General features: G+C 68.4%; 17 protein-coding genes. 9 read left to right on the top strand and 8 right to left on the bottom strand.

Translation table 11 applies throughout. The annotated features are described in order from the left end of the window. Window positions 1-27: 27 nt before the first annotated feature. Both ABE434_RS08695 and ABE434_RS08690 read left to right on the top strand, forming a co-directional pair. Window positions 28-918, top strand: coding sequence for a plasmid replication/partition related protein (locus ABE434_RS08695; protein WP_346478552.1), 891 nt, complete (start codon window positions 28-30; stop codon window positions 916-918). Window positions 919-1085: 167 nt separating this feature from the next. After that, window positions 1086-2378, top strand: coding sequence for a DUF445 family protein (locus ABE434_RS08690; RefSeq protein ID WP_179459321.1), 1293 nt, complete (start codon window positions 1086-1088; stop codon window positions 2376-2378). Between the two features lie 63 nt (window positions 2379-2441). Here the strand turns inward: ABE434_RS08690 and ABE434_RS08685 are convergent, their stop codons facing one another. Next, complete coding sequence (locus ABE434_RS08685; protein WP_346478551.1) at window positions 2442-3737, bottom strand: aminotransferase class V-fold PLP-dependent enzyme; 1296 nt, start codon at window positions 3735-3737, stop codon at window positions 2442-2444. Continuing rightward, the gene (locus ABE434_RS08680; RefSeq protein WP_346478550.1) at window positions 3737-6124 is read right to left on the bottom strand and encodes a TonB-dependent receptor; all 2388 of its coding nucleotides are present in this window, start codon (window positions 6122-6124) and stop codon (window positions 3737-3739) included. The genes ABE434_RS08685 and ABE434_RS08680 overlap by 1 nt, the downstream gene beginning before the upstream one ends. A gap of 359 nt (window positions 6125-6483) precedes the next feature. Between ABE434_RS08680 and ABE434_RS08675 the strand changes: the two genes are divergently transcribed. The 3 genes from ABE434_RS08675 to ABE434_RS08665 are packed head-to-tail and all read left to right on the top strand — an operon-like array spanning window position 6484 to window position 8824. Continuing rightward, on the top strand, window positions 6484-6879 hold the full coding sequence (locus tag ABE434_RS08675; RefSeq protein ID WP_346478549.1) for a DUF3649 domain-containing protein: 396 nt from the start codon (window positions 6484-6486) through the stop codon (window positions 6877-6879). Continuing rightward, window positions 6876-8492 carry a PepSY-associated TM helix domain-containing protein gene (locus ABE434_RS08670; protein WP_346478548.1) on the top strand — a complete coding sequence of 539 codons (1617 nt, stop codon included), beginning with the start codon at window positions 6876-6878 and terminating at the stop codon, window positions 8490-8492. Before ABE434_RS08675 ends, ABE434_RS08670 begins: the two co-directional genes overlap by 4 nt. Continuing rightward, window positions 8489-8824, top strand: a complete 336-nt coding sequence (locus tag ABE434_RS08665) for a DUF3325 domain-containing protein (RefSeq protein ID WP_346478547.1) — start codon at window positions 8489-8491, stop codon at window positions 8822-8824. The genes ABE434_RS08670 and ABE434_RS08665 overlap by 4 nt, the downstream gene beginning before the upstream one ends. Before the next feature lie 95 nt (window positions 8825-8919). On the opposite strand, the gene ABE434_RS08660 is transcribed toward ABE434_RS08665, so the two are convergent. The 3 genes from ABE434_RS08660 to ABE434_RS08650 form a co-directional block, all read right to left on the bottom strand. Continuing rightward, window positions 8920-9456 (bottom strand): GNAT family N-acetyltransferase, encoded by a 537-nt coding sequence (locus ABE434_RS08660; RefSeq protein WP_346478546.1) that lies wholly within the window; start codon window positions 9454-9456, stop codon window positions 8920-8922. Window positions 9457-9471: 15 nt separating this feature from the next. Continuing rightward, window positions 9472-11616 (bottom strand): bifunctional 23S rRNA (guanine(2069)-N(7))-methyltransferase RlmK/23S rRNA (guanine(2445)-N(2))-methyltransferase RlmL, encoded by a 2145-nt coding sequence (rlmKL, locus tag ABE434_RS08655; RefSeq protein WP_346478545.1) that lies wholly within the window; start codon window positions 11614-11616, stop codon window positions 9472-9474. Between the two features lie 107 nt (window positions 11617-11723). Then, window positions 11724-12251 carry a hypothetical protein gene (locus ABE434_RS08650; protein WP_346478544.1) on the bottom strand — a complete coding sequence of 176 codons (528 nt, stop codon included), beginning with the start codon at window positions 12249-12251 and terminating at the stop codon, window positions 11724-11726. Window positions 12252-12308: 57 nt separating this feature from the next. On the opposite strand from ABE434_RS08650, the gene ABE434_RS08645 reads away from it, so the two are divergent. Continuing rightward, entirely contained in the window at window positions 12309-12878 is a 570-nt protein-coding gene (locus ABE434_RS08645) for an N-acetylmuramoyl-L-alanine amidase (RefSeq protein WP_346478543.1), read from the top strand. Between the two features lie 67 nt (window positions 12879-12945). On the opposite strand, the gene ABE434_RS08640 is transcribed toward ABE434_RS08645, so the two are convergent. The 3 genes from ABE434_RS08640 to ABE434_RS08630 form a co-directional block, all read right to left on the bottom strand. Continuing rightward, the gene (locus ABE434_RS08640; RefSeq protein WP_346478542.1) at window positions 12946-13836 is read right to left on the bottom strand and encodes a sulfurtransferase; all 891 of its coding nucleotides are present in this window, start codon (window positions 13834-13836) and stop codon (window positions 12946-12948) included. Next, window positions 13833-14636: a CoA pyrophosphatase gene (locus ABE434_RS08635; RefSeq protein WP_346478541.1), complete on the bottom strand. Its 804-nt coding sequence runs from the start codon at window positions 14634-14636 to the stop codon at window positions 13833-13835. Before ABE434_RS08635 ends, ABE434_RS08640 begins: the two co-directional genes overlap by 4 nt. Before the next feature lie 87 nt (window positions 14637-14723). Then, window positions 14724-15425: an FKBP-type peptidyl-prolyl cis-trans isomerase gene (locus ABE434_RS08630; protein ID WP_176989918.1), complete on the bottom strand. Its 702-nt coding sequence runs from the start codon at window positions 15423-15425 to the stop codon at window positions 14724-14726. A gap of 167 nt (window positions 15426-15592) precedes the next feature. On the opposite strand from ABE434_RS08630, the gene ABE434_RS08625 reads away from it, so the two are divergent. From ABE434_RS08625 to nth, 3 genes are read left to right on the top strand one after another with little or no spacing between them, the layout of a single operon-like run. After that, a complete protein-coding gene (locus ABE434_RS08625; protein ID WP_346478540.1) occupies window positions 15593-16375 on the top strand; it encodes an enoyl-CoA hydratase-related protein in 783 nt (260 codons plus the stop codon). Between the two features lie 3 nt (window positions 16376-16378). After that, window positions 16379-16741 carry a hypothetical protein gene (locus tag ABE434_RS08620; protein ID WP_346478539.1) on the top strand — a complete coding sequence of 121 codons (363 nt, stop codon included), beginning with the start codon at window positions 16379-16381 and terminating at the stop codon, window positions 16739-16741. Further along, window positions 16741-17415 (top strand): endonuclease III, encoded by a 675-nt coding sequence (gene nth / locus ABE434_RS08615; protein ID WP_346478538.1) that lies wholly within the window; start codon window positions 16741-16743, stop codon window positions 17413-17415. Before ABE434_RS08620 ends, nth begins: the two co-directional genes overlap by 1 nt. Window positions 17416-17473: the final 58 nt, after the last annotated feature.

Raw genomic sequence — 17473 nt, 5'->3', positions numbered from 1 at the left:
TCACGTTTCGCTCGCGTACCGGATTGCATGGACATTGTCGTCAAAGAAGAACTCAAGGCCTACATCGACCCGCTGACCCCGGACGAGCACGACGCCCTGGAGCGCAGCATCCTCGCCGAGGGCTGCCGCGATGCGCTGGTGCTGTGGGGGGAGGTGCTGGTGGACGGCCACAACCGCTACGGCATCTGCCAGAAACACGGCCTGCCGTTCCAGACGATCCAGAACACCCGGTTCCAATCGATGGACGACGTCCACCTGTGGATGATCGAACAGCACCTGGGCCGCCGCAGCGTCTCCGATTTCCAGCGCGGCGTGCTGGCGCTGCGCAAGCGCGACATCCTGGCCGAGCGCCACCGCGCCGACCAGGCCCAGCTTCAGAAGGAAAGCGACGGCGAGATCAGCGGCCCGGCCGATGCCGGTGACGAGGACAGCCCGCCGTGGGCCGCCGCGCCGAAGGTCAGCCGCGCCGACATGGCCCGCGAAGCGCGCCTGAGCAGCAGCCAGGTGACGATGATCGAGCGTATCCACAAGCAGGCCGCGCCTGAGCTGGTGGAAGCGGTCAAGACCGGGGTGATCTCGATCAGTGCCGCGGCCGCCGTGGCCGACCTGCCGGAAGACGAACAGCGCGCCGCGGCCGCCGCCGGCAAGGACGAGCTCAAGCAGGCCGCCAAGCGCGTGCGCGAGTCCAAGCGCAAGCCGCGCAAGCCGGCCCAGGAGGTGCTGCACAGCGCCGATGGCGACGCCGAGATCGACCCCAACCGCGCCGCCGAGATCGCCGATGCGCTCAACGCACTGGGCGAAGGCCCGGCCGAGCTGCGCCAGCGCATCATCGCGCTGACCCTGGAGAACGACACCCTGCGCCAGCAGCTGGCCGCGCTGCGCAAGCAGGTGCAGGACAGCGAGATGGCCGACGCCTGATCCGGTGTAGTGCCGGCCGGTGGCCGGCAACGCGAACAACCTTCGGATGGGGGTGCGTGGTTGCCGGCCAGCGGCCGGCACTACCGGGGCTTCGGCGCGGGGTGTCTGGTTGCCGGCCAGCGGCCGGCACTACCTGTTGCTCATGCCGGGGTCGTTAGACTGCCGGAATGACGCCGATCTCCCCGCCCGACCCGCGCCGCGCCCAGCTGCGCCGCCTCAAACTGATCGCCCTGGCCATGCTGGTGGCGATGCTGGCCGGCTTCGCGGTCAGCCACTGGCACGGCGAACGCGGCATCTGGGCCTGGGTCTCGGCCTTCTGCGAAGCCGCTGCGGTCGGTGCGTTGGCCGACTGGTTCGCGGTGGTCGCGCTGTTCCGGCGGCCGCTTGGCCTGCCGATCCCGCATACCGCCATCATCCCGCGCAGCAAGGACCGCATTGCCGACAGCCTGGCGTTGTTCGTGCGCGACCAGTTCCTGGAACCGCAGGCGCTGCTGGCGAGGCTGCAGGTGTTCGATCCGGCCAGCCGCCTCGGCAGCTGGCTCGCCGAACCCGCACGCGCCCGCATGCTGGCCGACATGGCGCGCGGCTGGGCGCTGCAGGCGCTGGATTTCCTCGATGAGGCCGCGGTCCGGCGCAGCATCCAGGGCTTCGTGATCCAGCAGCTGCGCCAGTGGAACGCGGCCGCCACCGCCGGTGAACTGCTCGGCCTGCTGACCGCCGACAACCGCCACCAGCGCGTGCTGGATGAAGGCCTGACCCGGATCAGTGAGTGGCTGGGCAACGAGAAGGTCAAAGACCGCGCCTCCACGCTGATCGTGGGCTACATCCAGCGCGAGTGGCCCAAGCTGGCCAGCACGGTCAACTGGGTCAAACCGATCGACGAGATCGGTGACACCCTGGCCGAGCGACTGGCGCACGCGGTGCTGGAAGAACTGCAGCAGATCCTGGCCCAGCCCGAGCATCCGCTGCGCCGCGATTACGAAACCTGGCTGAGCGACTACATCCAGCGCCTGCGCGAAGACCCGGCCCTGGCCGAGAAAGTGGAGCAGCTCAAGCAGCAGGTGATCGACCACCCGGCCGTGCAGGAGTACGTGCAGGGCCTGTGGGCGCGCATCCACGCCAGCCTGCGTGCCGACCTGGCCAGCGAGGACTCTGCGCTCGCCGGCCATCTGCGCCGCAGCCTGGCCTCCGTGGGTGAGGCGCTGCAGGCCGACCCTTCGCTGCGCGAGGCGCTCAACCAGCACCTGATGGACGGTGCCGAGCGCCTGACCACCCGGCTGCGCAGCGGCGTGACCGAGCACATCGCGCAGACGGTCAAGAGCTGGGACGAACGCCACCTGGTCGAGCAGCTGGAACTGAGCGTTGGCCGCGACCTGCAGTTCATCCGCTTCAACGGCACCCTGGTGGGTGGTCTGATCGGCGTGATCCTGCACGCGCTGACGGTGTGGTTCCACTGGTAGCCCGACCCGCGTCGGGCCTGCCGCCGGACGCTGGCGAGGTCACCGCCAGCGTCGTCGGGTGCCTCAGCCGGCGACCGCGCGTACCGCCGCCACCAGTGCGTCCATCTGCGCCGGCGTGCTGAAGATCCCCGGCGTCACCCGCAGGCAGGCGCCGGAGGCCAACCCCTCGCGCGGCACCACGAACACGCCTGACTGCTTCACCATCCGCTGCGAGGTGGCGGTGTTGTCGCGCATCGTGGTCTGCCCGCGCAGCCGGAACGAGGTGATCGCACTGGACAGCCGCGGGTCGTCCGAGCCCAGAAGCTGGATGCGTGCGTCGCCGCGCAACGCGTCCATCCACTGATTGCGCAGGCGCAGCAGGCGCGCACGCTTGTTGGCCACGCCGATGCGCTCGTGCAGGTCCAGTGCGACCGGTAGCGCCATGTACGCCGCGAAGTTGACCGTGCCGGTGTGCACGCGGGTGCGGATGTCGTCGTGGTCCTGCTCGCCCATGTACGGATCCAGATCACGCACCCGTCCGCGGCGGACATACAGCGCGCCGACACCGACCGGCGCGCCGATCCACTTGTGCAGGTTGATCCCGATGAAATCCACGCCCAGCGCGCGCAGCGGCGTATCCACCTGGCCGATGCCATGCGCCGCATCGAGCACCACCTCCACGCCGGCCGCCCGGGCCAGCGCGGCGATCTCGGCCACCGGCAGCAGCATCCCGTTGCGGTGGTTGACGTGGGTCAGCAGGAGCAGGCGCACGCGCGGGTTGGCGGCCAGCGCGCGGCGGTAGGTCTCCACGATGCTCTCATGGTCGAACGGCTCGGGCAGCGTGATCGCCACCGGCTGCACACCGCGCCGCGCCTGCAGCCACTGCATCGCGCTGATCATGCTGTCGTAGTCGGTGTCCGCGTACATCACCGCATCGCCCGGTGACAGCCCGCGGTAGCTGCCGATCAGCACCTGCATCGCTTCCGTCGCACCGCGAGTGAGCACGATCTCGTCGGTCTCCACCCCCAGCACCTGCGCCAGGCGCACGCGGGCCTGTTCGAACAGCGGCGGGAACGCCAGGCGCCCGAACCAGGCGTTGCCGGCATTCACCGTGGCAGTGGCCTGCTGGTAGGCCTGCAGCACCGGGCGCGCCATCGCGCCCCAGTAGCCGTTGTCCAGCATCACGACCTCATCGGTGAGGTCGTACAGCGCGCGGACCTGCGCCCACCAGGTTTCGTCGGCGGCAAGCTCTGTGGGCGTACGCGTGCCCACTGCCGGCAGCGCCATCGGTTCAGCACCCATGGCGGTCGTGCCGGAAAGTACCGTGGCGACCGGCAGGGCCAGTGCGCCACGCAGCAGAGAGCGTCGTTGCCGGTCCATCAGTAGCGGATCCGGTATTCGGCGTAGAGGTTGCGGCCGTCGGTGTCATACGGCGCGTTCCGCGAATAGATCAGGCCGCGACTGGCCTGGAAGCTGGCCTCGTCCGGGTAGCGGTCGAACAGGTTGTCCGCGCCGATCCGCAGCGTCTGCTGCTCGGTGACAGTCCAGCTCACGGCCAGATCGACGAAGCTCATCGCCCCGAAGCGCTGGAAGATGTCGCCGGTGGCATTGCCCGAAGAGTCTGTCCATGCCCCGTAGTATCGCAGCTTGCCGAGCACGCTGAAGCGGCCCCACGCGTAGGTGCTGCCGAGGGTGGCCTTCTGCCGCGGCAGGCGCTCTTCGAAGATGCGGCGCTGGCTTTCATTGGTGGCCACGCCGGTGGCACCGCTGTCCACCTGGGTCTGGTTGTAGTTGTAGCCCAGCGTGGTGCTCAGTCGTCCCGCGCCGAGTGCGGTGGTGTGGCTGGCGACCACGTCGACACCGCGCGTGGTGGTATCGAAATCGTTGGTGTAGAAACTCACCGAGGTGTACGCCAGCGGGTTGGGCACGCCGGCCGGCACCGCGAACGAGGCCGACTGGCTGAAGCGGTCGGTGACCTTGATGTCGTACAGGTCTACCGAGCCGGAGAAGCCCAGGTCGTTCTTCCAGGTCAGGCCGAGTGAGGCGGTGCGCGACTGCTCCGGCTTGAGCGGCTGGGCACCGAGCTGGATCGCGAGCGGATCGCTGGGCGACAGGCGGCCGGTGGTGAACACCTGCAGGGTCACGGTGTCCAGACCCTGCTGGGTGCTCTGCGTATAGAGCTGGCCCGGGGTCGGCGCACGGAAGCCGGTGGAGACTGAGCCGCGCACCGCCAGGTCCGGGGTGAACTCGAAGCGGCTGGAGAGCTTGCCGTCCACGCTTTCACCAAAGGCGGAGAAGTGCTCGTAACGGGTCGCCGCGCCGACGGTCCAGCGTGCCGTCAACGGGGCTTCGACATCGATATAGGCCGCGCGGCTGCGCTGGCTCCAGCGCCCGGCATTGGCCGTACTGAAACCCGGCGCACCGTTGGCACCACCGGCCAGGCCGGTGACCGCCCCCGGGCCGATCGCATAGGACGCCGGATCACCGGCATTCACCCCGTAGGTTTCCTCGCGCGTCTCCGCGCCGAAGGCGATGTTGATCGGCGCGTCCAGCGCGCTGACCGGCAGCGAATAGACGATATCCGCGTTGAGGTTCTTCTCTTCCTGCGAGAGGCGCCCAAGGTAGAACGAGGTGGGGCTGTCCGGGCCAAGCGAGGCGTTGATCGAATTGCCCAGCGTGTAGTCGATGCGGTTGCGCCCATAGGAGCCGCTCACATCCCAGCGCCAGCGCTCGCCCCAGTAGCCACGCAGACCGAGCACGCCCTGCAGGTCGTCCTGCTCGTTGCCGTATTTCGGGCTGAAGCCGGTCGGGTACAGGCTGCGCGCATCCCAGCCGGGGAACACGCCGCTGCGGTTGTAGACCGAAGCGGTGCCATCGGGATTGCGCCAGTTGAAATCACTGACGCCTTCGCTGTGCCCGTACAGACCGAAGCCGTAAAGGTCGACGCTGTCGTTCAAGGCCAGGGCGAGGTTGAAGCCGAAATGGCGGTTCTCCAGGTCCGGCTGGCCCCAGCGCTGCACCGGATCGGGCACGACCAGATCCGGATGCGCGTTCTGGAAGGCGATCGCATCGGCGCGCTGGCGGCTGCGCGAGGTGGCATCGGACTTGTCCCAGTCTGCGAACAGCGACAGGCTGCCCTTGTCGCCCAGTGCAAAGCCGTGGCGGCCGCCGATCTTGCGGCCGGTGCCATCGCCCTCGCTGTATTCGGAGAGGCCCAGCGACAGCTCACCCCCGACGCGATCATCCAGGATGATGTTGATCACGCCGGCGATGGCATCCGAGCCGTACTGCGCCGACGCACCGTCGCGCAGCACTTCGATGCGCTGGATCGCATGCACCGGAATCTGGGCCAGGTCCGGGCCCTGCGCACCGCGTGCACCGAGCAGCGCAGAGCGGTGGAAGCGCCGGCCGTTGACCAGCACCAGGGTCTGGTCTGGCGAGAGGCCACGCAGCGTGGCCGGCCGCACGAACACCAGGCCGTCGTTCATCGGCATGCGTTGCACCACGAACGACGGCACCAGCTGCGCCAGCACATCGTTGAGGTCGGACGATTCGATCGCCTGGATCTCTTCCTGCGAGAACACGTCCACCGGGGCCAGCGTGTCGAACTGCGTGCGGTTGCTGCCGCGCGTGCCGGTGACGATCATCGTGTCCAGGGTGGCGGGGGCCGCGGCGTTCCCTGCCGGGGCGGCCTCGGCGCGCGCATCGGCGGCCGTGGCGAAGGTAAGGACGGACAGCACCGCAACAGCAAGGGCACAACGATTCACTGACGACTCCGCGAACGAACAGATGGGGGATGCCGTGACGGCGTGTCACGACATCCTCACAGTCTGTTGACGCGATATTGCCCGGCCGTGACACACAGGCGACGGTCTGCAGCCCACCGGACGTAGCCAAGCGCACGGCGTTTAGCCGGTCTCGACACCACCCTGACGCTTGTCTAACTAAATGATAATGCCTATCATTCACCAATCCGCTGTGCGCCTGGCCGATTGGCGCACCGAGGCCCTGCGCTTTCCCGCGCGACGGTCCCGTGTACCTCCCATGATCCGTGGTTCCTCGCACCGCCTTCTGCCTTTGGCAGCGTCGCTGCGCGCGCGTGCTGCCGATTCTCACACTGGAAGGGATGGCCACTATTCTTCATCACCGGCTGCGGCCGGTGATGCCCGTTTCCCCGATCGATCAGCAGGTTTCCGTGGACAGCACGCCGAACGCCAGCGCCAGGTTCAACCGTCTTGGTTCTTTCTTCACCCGCCCCTGGCTGGGTGTGTTGTCACGCTCGCTCGCCGCGATCTTCGGCGGCTACGCACTGGCCGCCACCTGCTCGATGTTCTTCGCCGTCGCCCTGCCGATCGCGCGTGGCCAGGCCGTGCTGACCGGCATGCTGGTGGCGATCGTGCTGTGCGCCTGCGCGGCGTTGTGGGCGTTCGCCACCCGCACCGCCCTGCGCGCCTGGGTCGGGATCCTGGTTCCCACCGTGCTGTTCTGGGTGGGCACCCGCCTGCTGCAGGGGGCCGCATGAAAAATGGATTCCGCCAGTCGATGGCCTGGCTGCACACCTGGACCGGCCTGCTGGTCGGCTGGCTGCTGCTGCTGATTTTCATGGCCGGCACCGCCAGCTATTACCGCGAAGAGATCAGCCGCTGGATGCGCCCGGAACTGCCGCGCAGCAGCGTCACCGCCGACGTGGCCGCCGAACGTGCGCTGACCTTCCTGCAGCACAAGGCCCCGCAGGCCGAGAGCTGGAACGTCACCCTGCCCGACCCGCGCAACCCGGCGATGCGCATGTTCTGGCGCAACCCCGAATCGATGGTCAAGCCACCGGTGGAAGGCGAGCGCCGCCGGCGCGGCGGTGGCCGCTTCGGCGATGCCACCGTCGATCCGAACACCGGCGAGGAGATCGCCGCGCGCGAGACCCGCGGTGGCGACTTCTTCTACCGCCTGCATTTCGACCTGCACTACATCCCGGTGTACTGGGCGCGTTACCTGGTGGGGTTCTGCGCGATGTTCATGCTGGTGGCGATCATCACCGGCGTGATCACGCACAAGAAAATCTTCAAGGACTTCTTCACCTTCCGTCCGGAAAAGGGCCTGCGTTCGTGGCTGGATTTCCACAACGTCAGCGCGGTGATGGCCCTGCCGTACCACGCGATGATCACCTACACCGGCATCGTCACCTTGATGTTCATGTACCTGCCGTGGGGCGTGAGCGTGGCCTACCCCAAGGATGAGGAGGCGTTCTTCAGCGAGGCCTTCGCGCGCCTGGCCGAGATCGAGACCCCCGCCGAGGGACGCGCCACGCCGCTGCCGATCCAGCAGCTGCTGGACAGCGCCCGCGCCGAATGGAAGGGCGCGGACGTGGCCGGCTTCACCCTGTATCACCCGGGCGCGGCCAACGCGATCGTGGACATCACCCAGCGCGATGGAAAGCGCCTGTCGGTGGATACGCCGTCGCTGCGTTTCAATGCCATCACCGGCCAGTTGATCGAGGCCAGCCCGGCCTCGGGCGGCGCGACCCAGACCCGCGGCGTGATGTACGGCCTGCACCTGGCCCGCTTCGCGGATTGGGGCCTGCGCGCCCTGTTCTTCCTGTCCGGGCTGATCGGCTGCCTGATGGTCGCCAGCGGCGTGGTCCTGTGGGCGGTCAAGGAGCGGCCCAAGCACGCCAAGTCCGGCAGGACCGGCTTCGGCCTGCGCCTGGTCGACGCGCTCAACATCGGCGCGGTGGCCGGCCTGCCGATCGCGTTCGCGACCTACTTCCTGGCCAACCGGCTGCTGCCCGTACACATGGCCGAGCGTTCCGATGCCGAGGTCAATGCCTTCTTCTATGCCTGGGCCGCTGCCTTGCTGGCCGGCTTCGTCTGGCCGAAGCGGATGATGTGGACCTGGCAGCTGTATCTGGGTGGCATGCTGTTCGCCCTGATCCCGGTGGTCAACGCACTCACCACGCATGCGCATCTGGGCGTCACCCTGCGCACCGGTGACTGGGTGCTGGCCGGGTTCGACCTGACCATGCTCGCCTTCGGCGCGATGCTGGCCTACTGCGGCCATCGCATGCAGCGCTGGCAGCCCCCGCTGAGCGCGGCCGAAAAGAAGCGTCGCCAGCAGGCGGCCGCGGCGGAGGCCACGGCATGATGCTGCTCGCGATCACGCTGACCTTCTCGGCGTTCACGGCGCTGTCGCTGGCCATGGACAAACACCAGCTGGACCTGCATGGCAAAGCCGGCGCCAGCGCATCCCGTATGCGGGTGTGGCGCTGGGTAGGCTGGGCGCTGCTGACCGTCGCATTCGCGCTGTGCGTGCTGGACCACGGCTGGGCGATCGGCCCGGTGCTGTGGCTGGGCGCGCTGACGATCAGCGGGGTGCTGATCGCGTTCGGGCTGTATCCGTACCGCCCGCGCTGGATCGCGCCGCTGGCATGGGCGTTGCCGGTGGTGGGGCTGGCGCTGGCGCTCATCGGGCGCTGAGGGAGCAGCCACGCATGGCGTGGCTCTACCTTCAGGTCGATCTCTGCGGTGCGCCCGCCGCACCCCCAGGTGCGTCGCCGCATCGCGATCGCCGCTCAGGGCACCAGTGAGAACATGTGCGCTGCGGCAGGACGGTCGTCGATGACCAGTCGGTTGCGCGCCACGCCCTCGCGCAGGGCGCCGGACTTCACCGCCACCCGTTCGCTGGCGAGGTTGCCCACGGCCACGACGATCTCCACCCGATGCAGGCCCAGCGGCCCGAATGCCTGGACGGCCAGCGCCTGCACGACGCGGGGCGCGACACCCTGGCCGCGACACGCCTGCCGGACCCAGTACCCCAGGTTGCAGAACCGGGGGTCGGCCTGGATCTTGTTCAGTCCCGCGCCGCCAACGAAGGCGGCGGTGTCACGGTCGAATACCCCGTACTCGCAGGCCGTGCCTGCCGCCCAGCCGTCCCGGCAGGCCTGGAACCACTGCAGCGCCTGCTCGACGCTGTAGTCGACCGAGCTCCACGGCATCCAGCGCCGCATACCCTCGGCCGATTCACGCACCGCCGCTGCGAACGCGGCGGCGTCGGCATCCTCGAACGGCCGCAGCAGCAGCCCGTCGGCGTGGAGTTGGCTGTCGTCCATGCCAGCCCCTTCCCGTCAGGCGCCGTAGCGGCGCAGTTCCCACGCGCGGTGGATGCGCGGGTTGCGTTCGAAGTCGGCACCGATGGTCTCGGGCGAAATCTCCTTGCACTCCGCGAATTCCTTGATCGCTTCGTCGTCCAGCTTGAAGCGGCGGAAGTTGTTGGAGAAATACAGCACGCCTTCCGGGCTCAGGCGCGCCACGGCCGCGCGCAGCAGGCGCACGTGTTCGCGCTGGATGTCGAAATCATCGGCTCGGGCCGAGTTGGAGAACGTCGGCGGATCGCAGAAGATCACGTCGAAGCGGTGACGCTCCGCCTCCAGCCACGCCAGGGCATCGGCCTGGATCAACTGGTGCTGGCTGCCACCCTTGCCGTTCAAGGCCAGGTTGTCGGCGCACCACTGCAGGTAGGTACCGGACAGATCCACGCTGGTGGTGGTCGCGGCACCGGCCACGGCGGCCTGCACGGAGGCGACGCCGGTGTAGCAGAACAGGTTGAGGAAACGCTTGTCCTGGGCTTCCTGTGCCATGTGCCAGCGCAGCGGGCGATGGTCCAGGAACAGGCCGGTATCCAGATAGTCGAACAGGTTCACGCGCAGCAGGGCATCGTTCTCGCGCACCAGCACGAACTCGCCGCGCTGCTCGAAACGACCGTACTTGCTGCCGCCCTTGCCACGCTCGCGCGACTTCAGCGCGACCTGCTCGGCCGGCACCTGGAAGACCTCACGCGCGGCCGACAACAGCTCGTTGCGACGACGACGCACATCGACATCCGGAATGGTCGCCGGGGCCGCGTACTCCTGCACATGCAGGAAGGTACGGCGGGCACCGCCGTCTTCTTCGTAGACATCGATGGCGGCCGCGTACTCGGGCAGATCGGCATCGTAGACGCGGTAGCAGGTGATGCTCTCGCGCGTCCGCCACGTCTTGAACTTCTTGATGTTCTTGCGCAGGCGGTTGGCCACCATCTGCGCGCCTTCGCTGAGCTCGCGCGGCTGGCCGGTGTTCTCGCGCTGCGGCACCGCGATCGGGTCGCAGACAATCAGCGCGCACTCGATGGCGCCGTTGAACAGCTGGTACTTCTTGTTGGCGCGCAGGCCGGTGGCGAAAGCCAGGTCGGCGCTGCCGCACAGCAGGCTGGCACGCCACTGCGGCACCGCGCGCTTGAGCGCGTCGCCGAGGCGGCGGTACAGCAGGGCATCGGCGGCCAGGCGCTCGTCGTAGGGCGGATTGCAGACGACGCAGCCGGTTTCCTGCAGCGGCACCTGGACATCGGCCACGTCGCGCACGCCGAACCAGATTGCGTGCGAGACACCGGCGGTCTCGGCATTTTCCTTGGCTGCGCGGATCGCATGCGGATCGATGTCGCTGCCGTGGATGACCTGCTTGAGCGCACCGCGGCCGGCTTCCTCGCGCGTGCGCGCTTCGGCCATCAAGGTGTTCCAGCTCTCGCGGTCAAAGCCCAGCCAGCGGCTCGGCGGAATGCTGCCGTGGCGCTGCAGGCCCGGGGCGACGTCGGCGGCCATCAGCGCGCCCTCGATCAGCAGCGTGCCGCTGCCGCACATCGGGTCGAGCAGGCCACCGCCTTCACTGTGGATCTTCGGCCAGTTGGCGCGCAGCAGTACGGCAGCGGCCAGGTTTTCCTTCAGCGGCGCCTCGTTCTGCGCCATGCGCCAGCCGCGGCGATGCATCGGGCCACCGCCCAGATCGATCGAGATCGTGGCCCGGCCCTTGCGCAGCGACAGGTTGATCCGCACGTCCGGGAACTCCACGTTCACCGACGGCCGTTCCAGGCCCTGCGCGCGCAGGCTGTCGACCACGCCATCCTTGACCCGCTGCGCGGCGAAGCGCGCGTGGGTGATCTCGGTACCGGACACATGTGCGTCCACCGACAGGGTCAGCTCGGGGCTGATGTGCTGCTCCCACGCCATCGCCGAGACGCCCTGGTAGAGCGAGCCCTCGTCCGGGCACTCGAACTCGGCCAGCGGCCACAGCACCCGGCTGGCCAGGCGCGACCACAGCACCACGCGCTGTGCCTGCGCCAGCTCGCCCTCGGCGTTGACGCCGGAAATGGTGGCGGTGGCCTTGTCCAGGCCGAACGCCAACAGTTCGTCGGCGAGCAAATACTCCAGGCCCTTGGCGCAGGAAACAAAGAATTTCACGGAATCGGTATCGCAGGTCAGCGGAGAGGGGGTGCCCACGGGCACGGCAAGCAGCCGGGCACGGAGCCCGGGTGGCCATTGTACGTGACGTGGGCGGGATCGCCCGGTTACAGCGAGGCCAGCAATTCCTCGAACGCCCGGCAGGAGGCCTCGACGTGGTCGGTCAGCCGGTGCCCGTCATCCACCATCAGCAGGCGGGCCGAGCGGGCCTGGGCCCAGGCGATCACCTCGGCCGGCGGGATCAGCTCGTCGTGCCAGGCATGCACCACACTGGTCGGCACGCGGGCGGCGTCCAGGGCCGGCATCGGCCCCATCCGGGTCGGCGGCACCATCAGGAACAGGCCACGGACCGGTACCTGCAGCGAGGCGATGGCTGAAATGTAAGACCCCAGGCTGGAGCCGGCCAGCACCACCGGGCCCTCGGCGGCACGGGTGGCGGCGAGGGTGACCAGGCGCTGCAGGCGGGCCCGCACGTCGCCCAGACTGCTGACCTCGCGCTGGGCGTCCAGGTCGGTGTAGTCGGGGCGCTCGTGGGTCCAGCCCAGGCGTTCGGCCACCTCGGCCAGGGCGGTCACCTTGATCGCGTCGGGGCCACTTTCAAAGCCGTGGGAGAGGATGCAGTGGCCGCGGCTCATGCGCGTACCGCGCGGGAATCGATAGGAGCGTTCATGCCCAAATGCTAGCATCGCCGCATGCCCGACCGCGCCCCGCCCGCCATCGAAGCACAGCCCCTGCCCTACCAGGACAGGCTGCTGCCGCGCACGCACGACGAGATCGATCTGGTGGTCATCCACTGCACCGAACTGCCTGACCTGGCCATGGCGCGCGCCTACGGCGAACGGGTGCTGTATGAAAGCGGCACCGGCAACAGCGGCCACTACTACATCGACCGCGACGGACGCATCGTCCAGTACGTGGCGCTGGACCGCGTCGCGCATCAGGTCAGCGGCTTCAATCCGCGCTCGATCGGCATCGAGCTGGTCAACACCGGGCGTTACCCGCACTGGTGGGATTCCCGGCACCAGGCGATGGACGAGCCCTACCCCGATCTGCAGATCGCGGCCCTGATCGATCTGCTGCAGCATCTGTGCGGGACGCTCCCGGCGCTGGCACATATCGCCGGGCATGAGTGGCTGGATACGCGCGAGGAAGTGGCCAGCGATGATCCGGAGCGGCGCGTGCCACGCAAGCGCGATCCGGGTCCGTTGTTCCCGTGGCCGCGCGTGCTGGCGGCAGTGCCGTTGCAGGAACTGCGTGGCTGAGAGGGTGTGCCGACCAACGGTCGGCACCTACCGCGCCATTGGCCGTGGCCGTCATCGTGGCCCGTGATCAGCCGGTGGCGACGGGACGCGAAGGGTCGCTGACCCAGCCGCTCCACGAATCCGCATAGATCCGCGCACCTTCCAGCCCCGCGACGTCCATCGCCAGCAGCAGGTGGCAGGCGGTGACGCCGGAGCCGCACATCAACACCACCTCGTCCGGCGCGTGGGTGCCGATCAGCGGCTGCAGCGCCGCGCGCAGATCGTCCGCAGGGCGCAGCCGCCCGTCGTGCACGTTCAACGCGAAGGGACGATTCACCGCGCCGGGCACGTGGCCGGCGACCGGATCCAACGGTTCCACTTCGCCACGGAAGCGTTCACCGGCCCGCGCATCGATCAGCCAGCCCGGCGCGTGCTTCAATCGCGCCTGCACCTCCTCCACCGAGGCGATCCGGCTGCGGTCGAAACGACCGGGGTACGGCGGCAACGGGGACACCTGCGGCAGCGTCGCCGTCACCGGCAAACCAGCCGCCTGCCAGGCGGCGAAGCCACCATCGAGCACCTGCACGTGCGCATGTCCGATCAGCCGCAGCAGCCACCACAGGCGCGCGGCGGCCATGCTGCCGTCGCCGGCGTCGTAGACCACGACCCGGGTCTGCGGCCCGATGCCCCACTCGCCCAGGCGCGCGGCGAACGCATCGCTGTCCGGCAGCGGGTGACGGCCATGGCCGGTGCGGCCGAGATCGGACAGATCCCGGTTGAGATCGGCGTACAGCGCACCGGGCAGATGGGCCTGCGCGTACAGCTGCGCGCCGGACTGCGGGTCGGCAAGCGAGAAACGCGCATCCACCACCCGCAGCGGCGGGGCGGCACTGGCCGTCGCCCGTGCATCCATCAGGCGCGTGGCGCCCTCATCCAGGGCTTTGGCGAGAGCGGTGACATCGATCAGTGGCGTGGTCATGCGGTCTGCTCCAGGCGGCGACGCAGGTTGTAGAGAATGGCGGCGGTGGCGCCCCAGATCCGCTGCCCGGGCCAGCCGTATTCGAGCACGTGGCGGATGCGCCCGCGATGGTCGATCTCGACGTGGTGCAGGTTGGCCGGATCCATCAGGTAGGACAGCGGCACTTCGAAGACTTCCGCGACCTCCCCCGGTTCGGGTACGGCCACGAACGCGGGATCGATCACCGCCACCACCGGCATGACCCGATAGCCGGTGATGGTCACGAACGGGTCGAGATACCCGAGCACCTGCACCTGGTCGTGCTTGAGCGCGATTTCCTCGTCGCTCTCGCGGATCGCGGCCGCCACGGCGTCACGGTCGTCCGGCTCCATGCGGCCGCCGGGGAAGCCGACCTGCCCCCCATGGTGGCGCAGCGTGTCGGTACGCCGGGTCAGCAGCACCTGGGCGCCACCCTCGCGCGGAATGATGCCCGCCAGCACGGCCGCTTCGACCGGCGGGCCGGGCGGCAGGAGATCGATGAGTTCGCTGCGGTTCCAGCCATCGTCCTGCGGCGGCTGGTCCAGCGGATGCAGCGCGCGCAGCAGGCGTTCGTGCTCGGCCAGCGAACCGCGCAGCGATTGACGCAGTTGTTCGCGCAGGGGCAGCGTGCGCTGCATGACGTGATGCTGTTCGGGTCGGCTCATGGTTCGCCAGCGGGTGATCTCATCCACGGTGCGCAGGCAGCCCGTGCAGATACCGGCGCGATCCAGTGCGCAGATTCCGATGCAGGGAGTGGGCGCGGCATGCGGGGATTCTTCCATCGATTGGACCGCTCAACAGTAGCGCGAATGCACGGAAACGAAAAACGCGCCGGTGTTTCTACCGGCGCGTTCTTGATGGTGCAGAAATTACTTGACGCTGACGAGCTTGATTTCGAACTGCACCGCAACGTTCGGCGGGAACGGCGTGCGCGGATCGGCACCATAGGCCTGTTCCGGCGGCAGCGTCACTTCCCACTTGGAGCCGGCCGGCATCTGCAGCAGGGCTTCACGCATGGCCTTCATTTCGACTTCGCTGACCTTGATGCCCGGGATCTGCTGGGCCGGACGCGCTTCGGCCGGACGGGTGCCGAACGGATACGGACCGGCCACTTCCAGCTGCACGGTGCTGGCCTGGGTCGGCTTGGCACCCTTGCCTGCTTCGATCACGCGGTACTGCACGCCGCTCGGAAGCGACTGCACGCCGGCCTTGGCCTTGTTGGCGGCCAGGAACTGGGTGCTCTTGGTCTTGTTCTCGGCGGCAGCCTTGTCGTACTCGGCCTTGGCGGCCTGCGCACGACCCTGCTCACGCTTCTGGAAGGCTTCGACGGCGGGCTTCAACTGCTCGGCCGTGATCGACGGCTGCTTCTTGGCGTAGGCATCCTGCAGGCCCTTCACCACCGAGTTGATGTCCAGCTGCTCGCCGCGTGCGGTGAGTTCAGCCAGGTTGTTACCGTAGTCGTAACCGAAGTAATAGCTCAGCTTGCCCTTTTCGGACGAGGTGTCCTGGGCGAAGGCATTGCCCGTCAGGGCCAGGGCCGCGACGGCGACCGCGATAGAACGCAACTTCATCAAACTTTTCTCCAGGGGTGGTAACTCAGGACGCGTTGGGCCGCCCTGAGGCGACGGGTTAGGATAGCCGCCGCAACGTTGAACCGCCACTAACGACGGAGGCTCTGACCTGACTTCGTTTCAAGAGTTCAACATCACTATTTTTTAACGTTTTCAGGAGTCCTGCCGTGGCCGACGCCCTTATCGCGATTATGGACGATGGTGCCGTACGCACCGTGACGGTCAACCGCCCGGACAAGCTCAACGCCCTCGACCGGGCCACGCTGGAAGCCCTGGATGCCGCCTTCGCCGCGGCGGCCGCCGATGCGGACGTGCGGGTGGTGGTGCTGACCGGCGCCGGTCCCAAGGCGTTCGTTGCCGGAGCCGATATCGCCGAAATGAACGGCCTGAGCGCGGTTCAGGGTCGTGATTTCTCGCTGCTGGGCCAGGGGTTGATGCGGCGCATCGAGCGGATGCCCAAGCCGGTCATCGGCAAAATCAATGGATTCGCGCTGGGGGGTGGGCTGGAGCTGGCGATGGCCTGCCACCTGCGGGTGGCCGCCGAGACCGCCAGACTCGGCCAGCCGGAGATCAATCTGGGGCTGATCCCCGGCTTCGGTGGCAGCCAGCGCCTGCTGCGTCTGTGTGGCCGCGCCGCCGCGCTGGAGCTGTGCCTGCTCGGCGCCCCGATCACGGCCGCCCGCGCCGCGCAGTTGGGGATCGTCAACGAGGTCGTCCCGGCCGCCGATCTGGATGCCCGCGTCCACGTACTGGCGTCGCAGCTGGCCTCGGCCGCGCCGCTGGCGCTGCGCGGCATCCTGGATGCCATCCACATCGGCGGCGAGTGCGCGCTGGGCGAAGGCCTGGAATACGAGAGCGCGCAGTTCGGCCTGATGTTCGCCACCGAGGACATGCGCGAAGGCACCAGCGCCTTCCTCGCGCGCCGCCCGCCGGTGTTCCAGAACCGCTGAGCCATGTCGCCTTCCGATACCGCTTCGCCGGCGCAGCTGCTGGCACTCGTGCGTGACGATCACTGGGACGCCGCGCTTGCGGCCGGCCTGATGGACTACGTCCCGCAGCCGGGCGACGAGCACCTGCTGGCCGACCATCCCGATCTGCCACAGCGCCTCCAGCACGCACAGCAGCAGCTGCAGCGCGCCTGGGATGCACGCGAACGCTACCGCCAACGCGGGCAGCGGCTTACCCGCCGCGCCGCCGAACGGGAGGCGCGCCGCGCGCCGCCTCCCACACCCGACATCCAGAAACCCGCCCTGCCCTCGGCCGCCGCCGCGATTCTCGCGCGCGCCAAGGCGAAGGCGGCCGGGCGTTTCCCCTGATGGCCACGATGAAGAAAACCGCCGCACGCAGCGCGCGCATGCCCAAGGCCGATGTGATCGAAATGTTCACCCGCCTGCGCGAGCTCAACCCGCATCCCAGGACCGAACTGGAGTACAGCTCACCCTTCGAACTGCTGGTGGCGGTGGCGCTGTCGGCGCAGGCCACCGACGTCGGGGTCAACAAGGCCACGCGCAAGCTGTTTCCTGTTGCCAACACGCCGCAGGCGATCCTCGACCTCGGCGAGGATGGCTTGAAGAAGTACATCGCCACCATCGGCCTGTACAACGCCAAGGCAAAGAACGTGATCGCCGCCTGCGCGATACTGGTCGACCAGCACGGCGGCGAGGTGCCGCGCGATCGCGCCGCACTCGAGGCATTGCCCGGCGTTGGCCGCAAGACCGCCAACGTGGTGCTCAACACCGCGTTCGGTGAACCGGTGATGGCGGTCGACACGCACATCTTCCGCGTCTCCAACCGGACCGGCCTGGCGCCGGGCAAGGACGTGCGCGCGGTGGAGGACCTGCTGGTCAAGGTGATCCCCGCCGAGTTCCTGCTCGATGCGCATCACTGGCTGATCCTGCACGGCCGCTACGTGTGCAAGGCACGCAAGCCGGACTGCCCGCAATGCGTGATCCGCGACCTGTGCCGGTTCAAGGAAAAGACCGCCGCCTGAACGGGGGCGCGATTGCCATATGGACGCAACCCGGCGGTCATCTCCGCCGGGCATAAAT

The sequence above is a fragment of the Stenotrophomonas sp. TWI1183 genome (assembly GCF_039673115.1).
GTDB lineage: Bacteria > Pseudomonadota > Gammaproteobacteria > Xanthomonadales > Xanthomonadaceae > Stenotrophomonas > Stenotrophomonas maltophilia_AA.
This window is presented reverse-complemented; position numbering and strand designations above follow the sequence as displayed.

What these genes read in the sequence shown, in the direction of transcription:
- ABE434_RS08695 (WP_346478552.1), top strand. Translation starts at nt 28, where the DNA reads ATGGACATTGTCGTCAAAGAAGAACTCAAGGCCTACATCGACCCGCTG.
- ABE434_RS08690 (WP_179459321.1), top strand. Translation starts at nt 1,086, where the DNA reads ATGACGCCGATCTCCCCGCCCGACCCGCGCCGCGCCCAGCTGCGCCGC.
- ABE434_RS08685 (WP_346478551.1), bottom strand. Translation starts at nt 3,737, where the DNA reads ATGGACCGGCAACGACGCTCTCTGCTGCGTGGCGCACTGGCCCTGCCG.
- ABE434_RS08675 (WP_346478549.1), top strand. Translation starts at nt 6,484, where the DNA reads ATGGCCACTATTCTTCATCACCGGCTGCGGCCGGTGATGCCCGTTTCC.
- ABE434_RS08670 (WP_346478548.1), top strand. Translation starts at nt 6,876, where the DNA reads ATGAAAAATGGATTCCGCCAGTCGATGGCCTGGCTGCACACCTGGACC.
- ABE434_RS08665 (WP_346478547.1), top strand. Translation starts at nt 8,489, where the DNA reads ATGATGCTGCTCGCGATCACGCTGACCTTCTCGGCGTTCACGGCGCTG.
- ABE434_RS08660 (WP_346478546.1), bottom strand. Translation starts at nt 9,456, where the DNA reads ATGGACGACAGCCAACTCCACGCCGACGGGCTGCTGCTGCGGCCGTTC.
- ABE434_RS08650 (WP_346478544.1), bottom strand. Translation starts at nt 12,251, where the DNA reads ATGAGCCGCGGCCACTGCATCCTCTCCCACGGCTTTGAAAGTGGCCCC.
- ABE434_RS08645 (WP_346478543.1), top strand. Translation starts at nt 12,309, where the DNA reads ATGCCCGACCGCGCCCCGCCCGCCATCGAAGCACAGCCCCTGCCCTAC.
- ABE434_RS08640 (WP_346478542.1), bottom strand. Translation starts at nt 13,836, where the DNA reads ATGACCACGCCACTGATCGATGTCACCGCTCTCGCCAAAGCCCTGGAT.
- ABE434_RS08635 (WP_346478541.1), bottom strand. Translation starts at nt 14,636, where the DNA reads ATGGAAGAATCCCCGCATGCCGCGCCCACTCCCTGCATCGGAATCTGC.
- ABE434_RS08630 (WP_176989918.1), bottom strand. Translation starts at nt 15,425, where the DNA reads ATGAAGTTGCGTTCTATCGCGGTCGCCGTCGCGGCCCTGGCCCTGACG.
- ABE434_RS08620 (WP_346478539.1), top strand. Translation starts at nt 16,379, where the DNA reads ATGTCGCCTTCCGATACCGCTTCGCCGGCGCAGCTGCTGGCACTCGTG.
- nth (WP_346478538.1), top strand. Translation starts at nt 16,741, where the DNA reads ATGGCCACGATGAAGAAAACCGCCGCACGCAGCGCGCGCATGCCCAAG.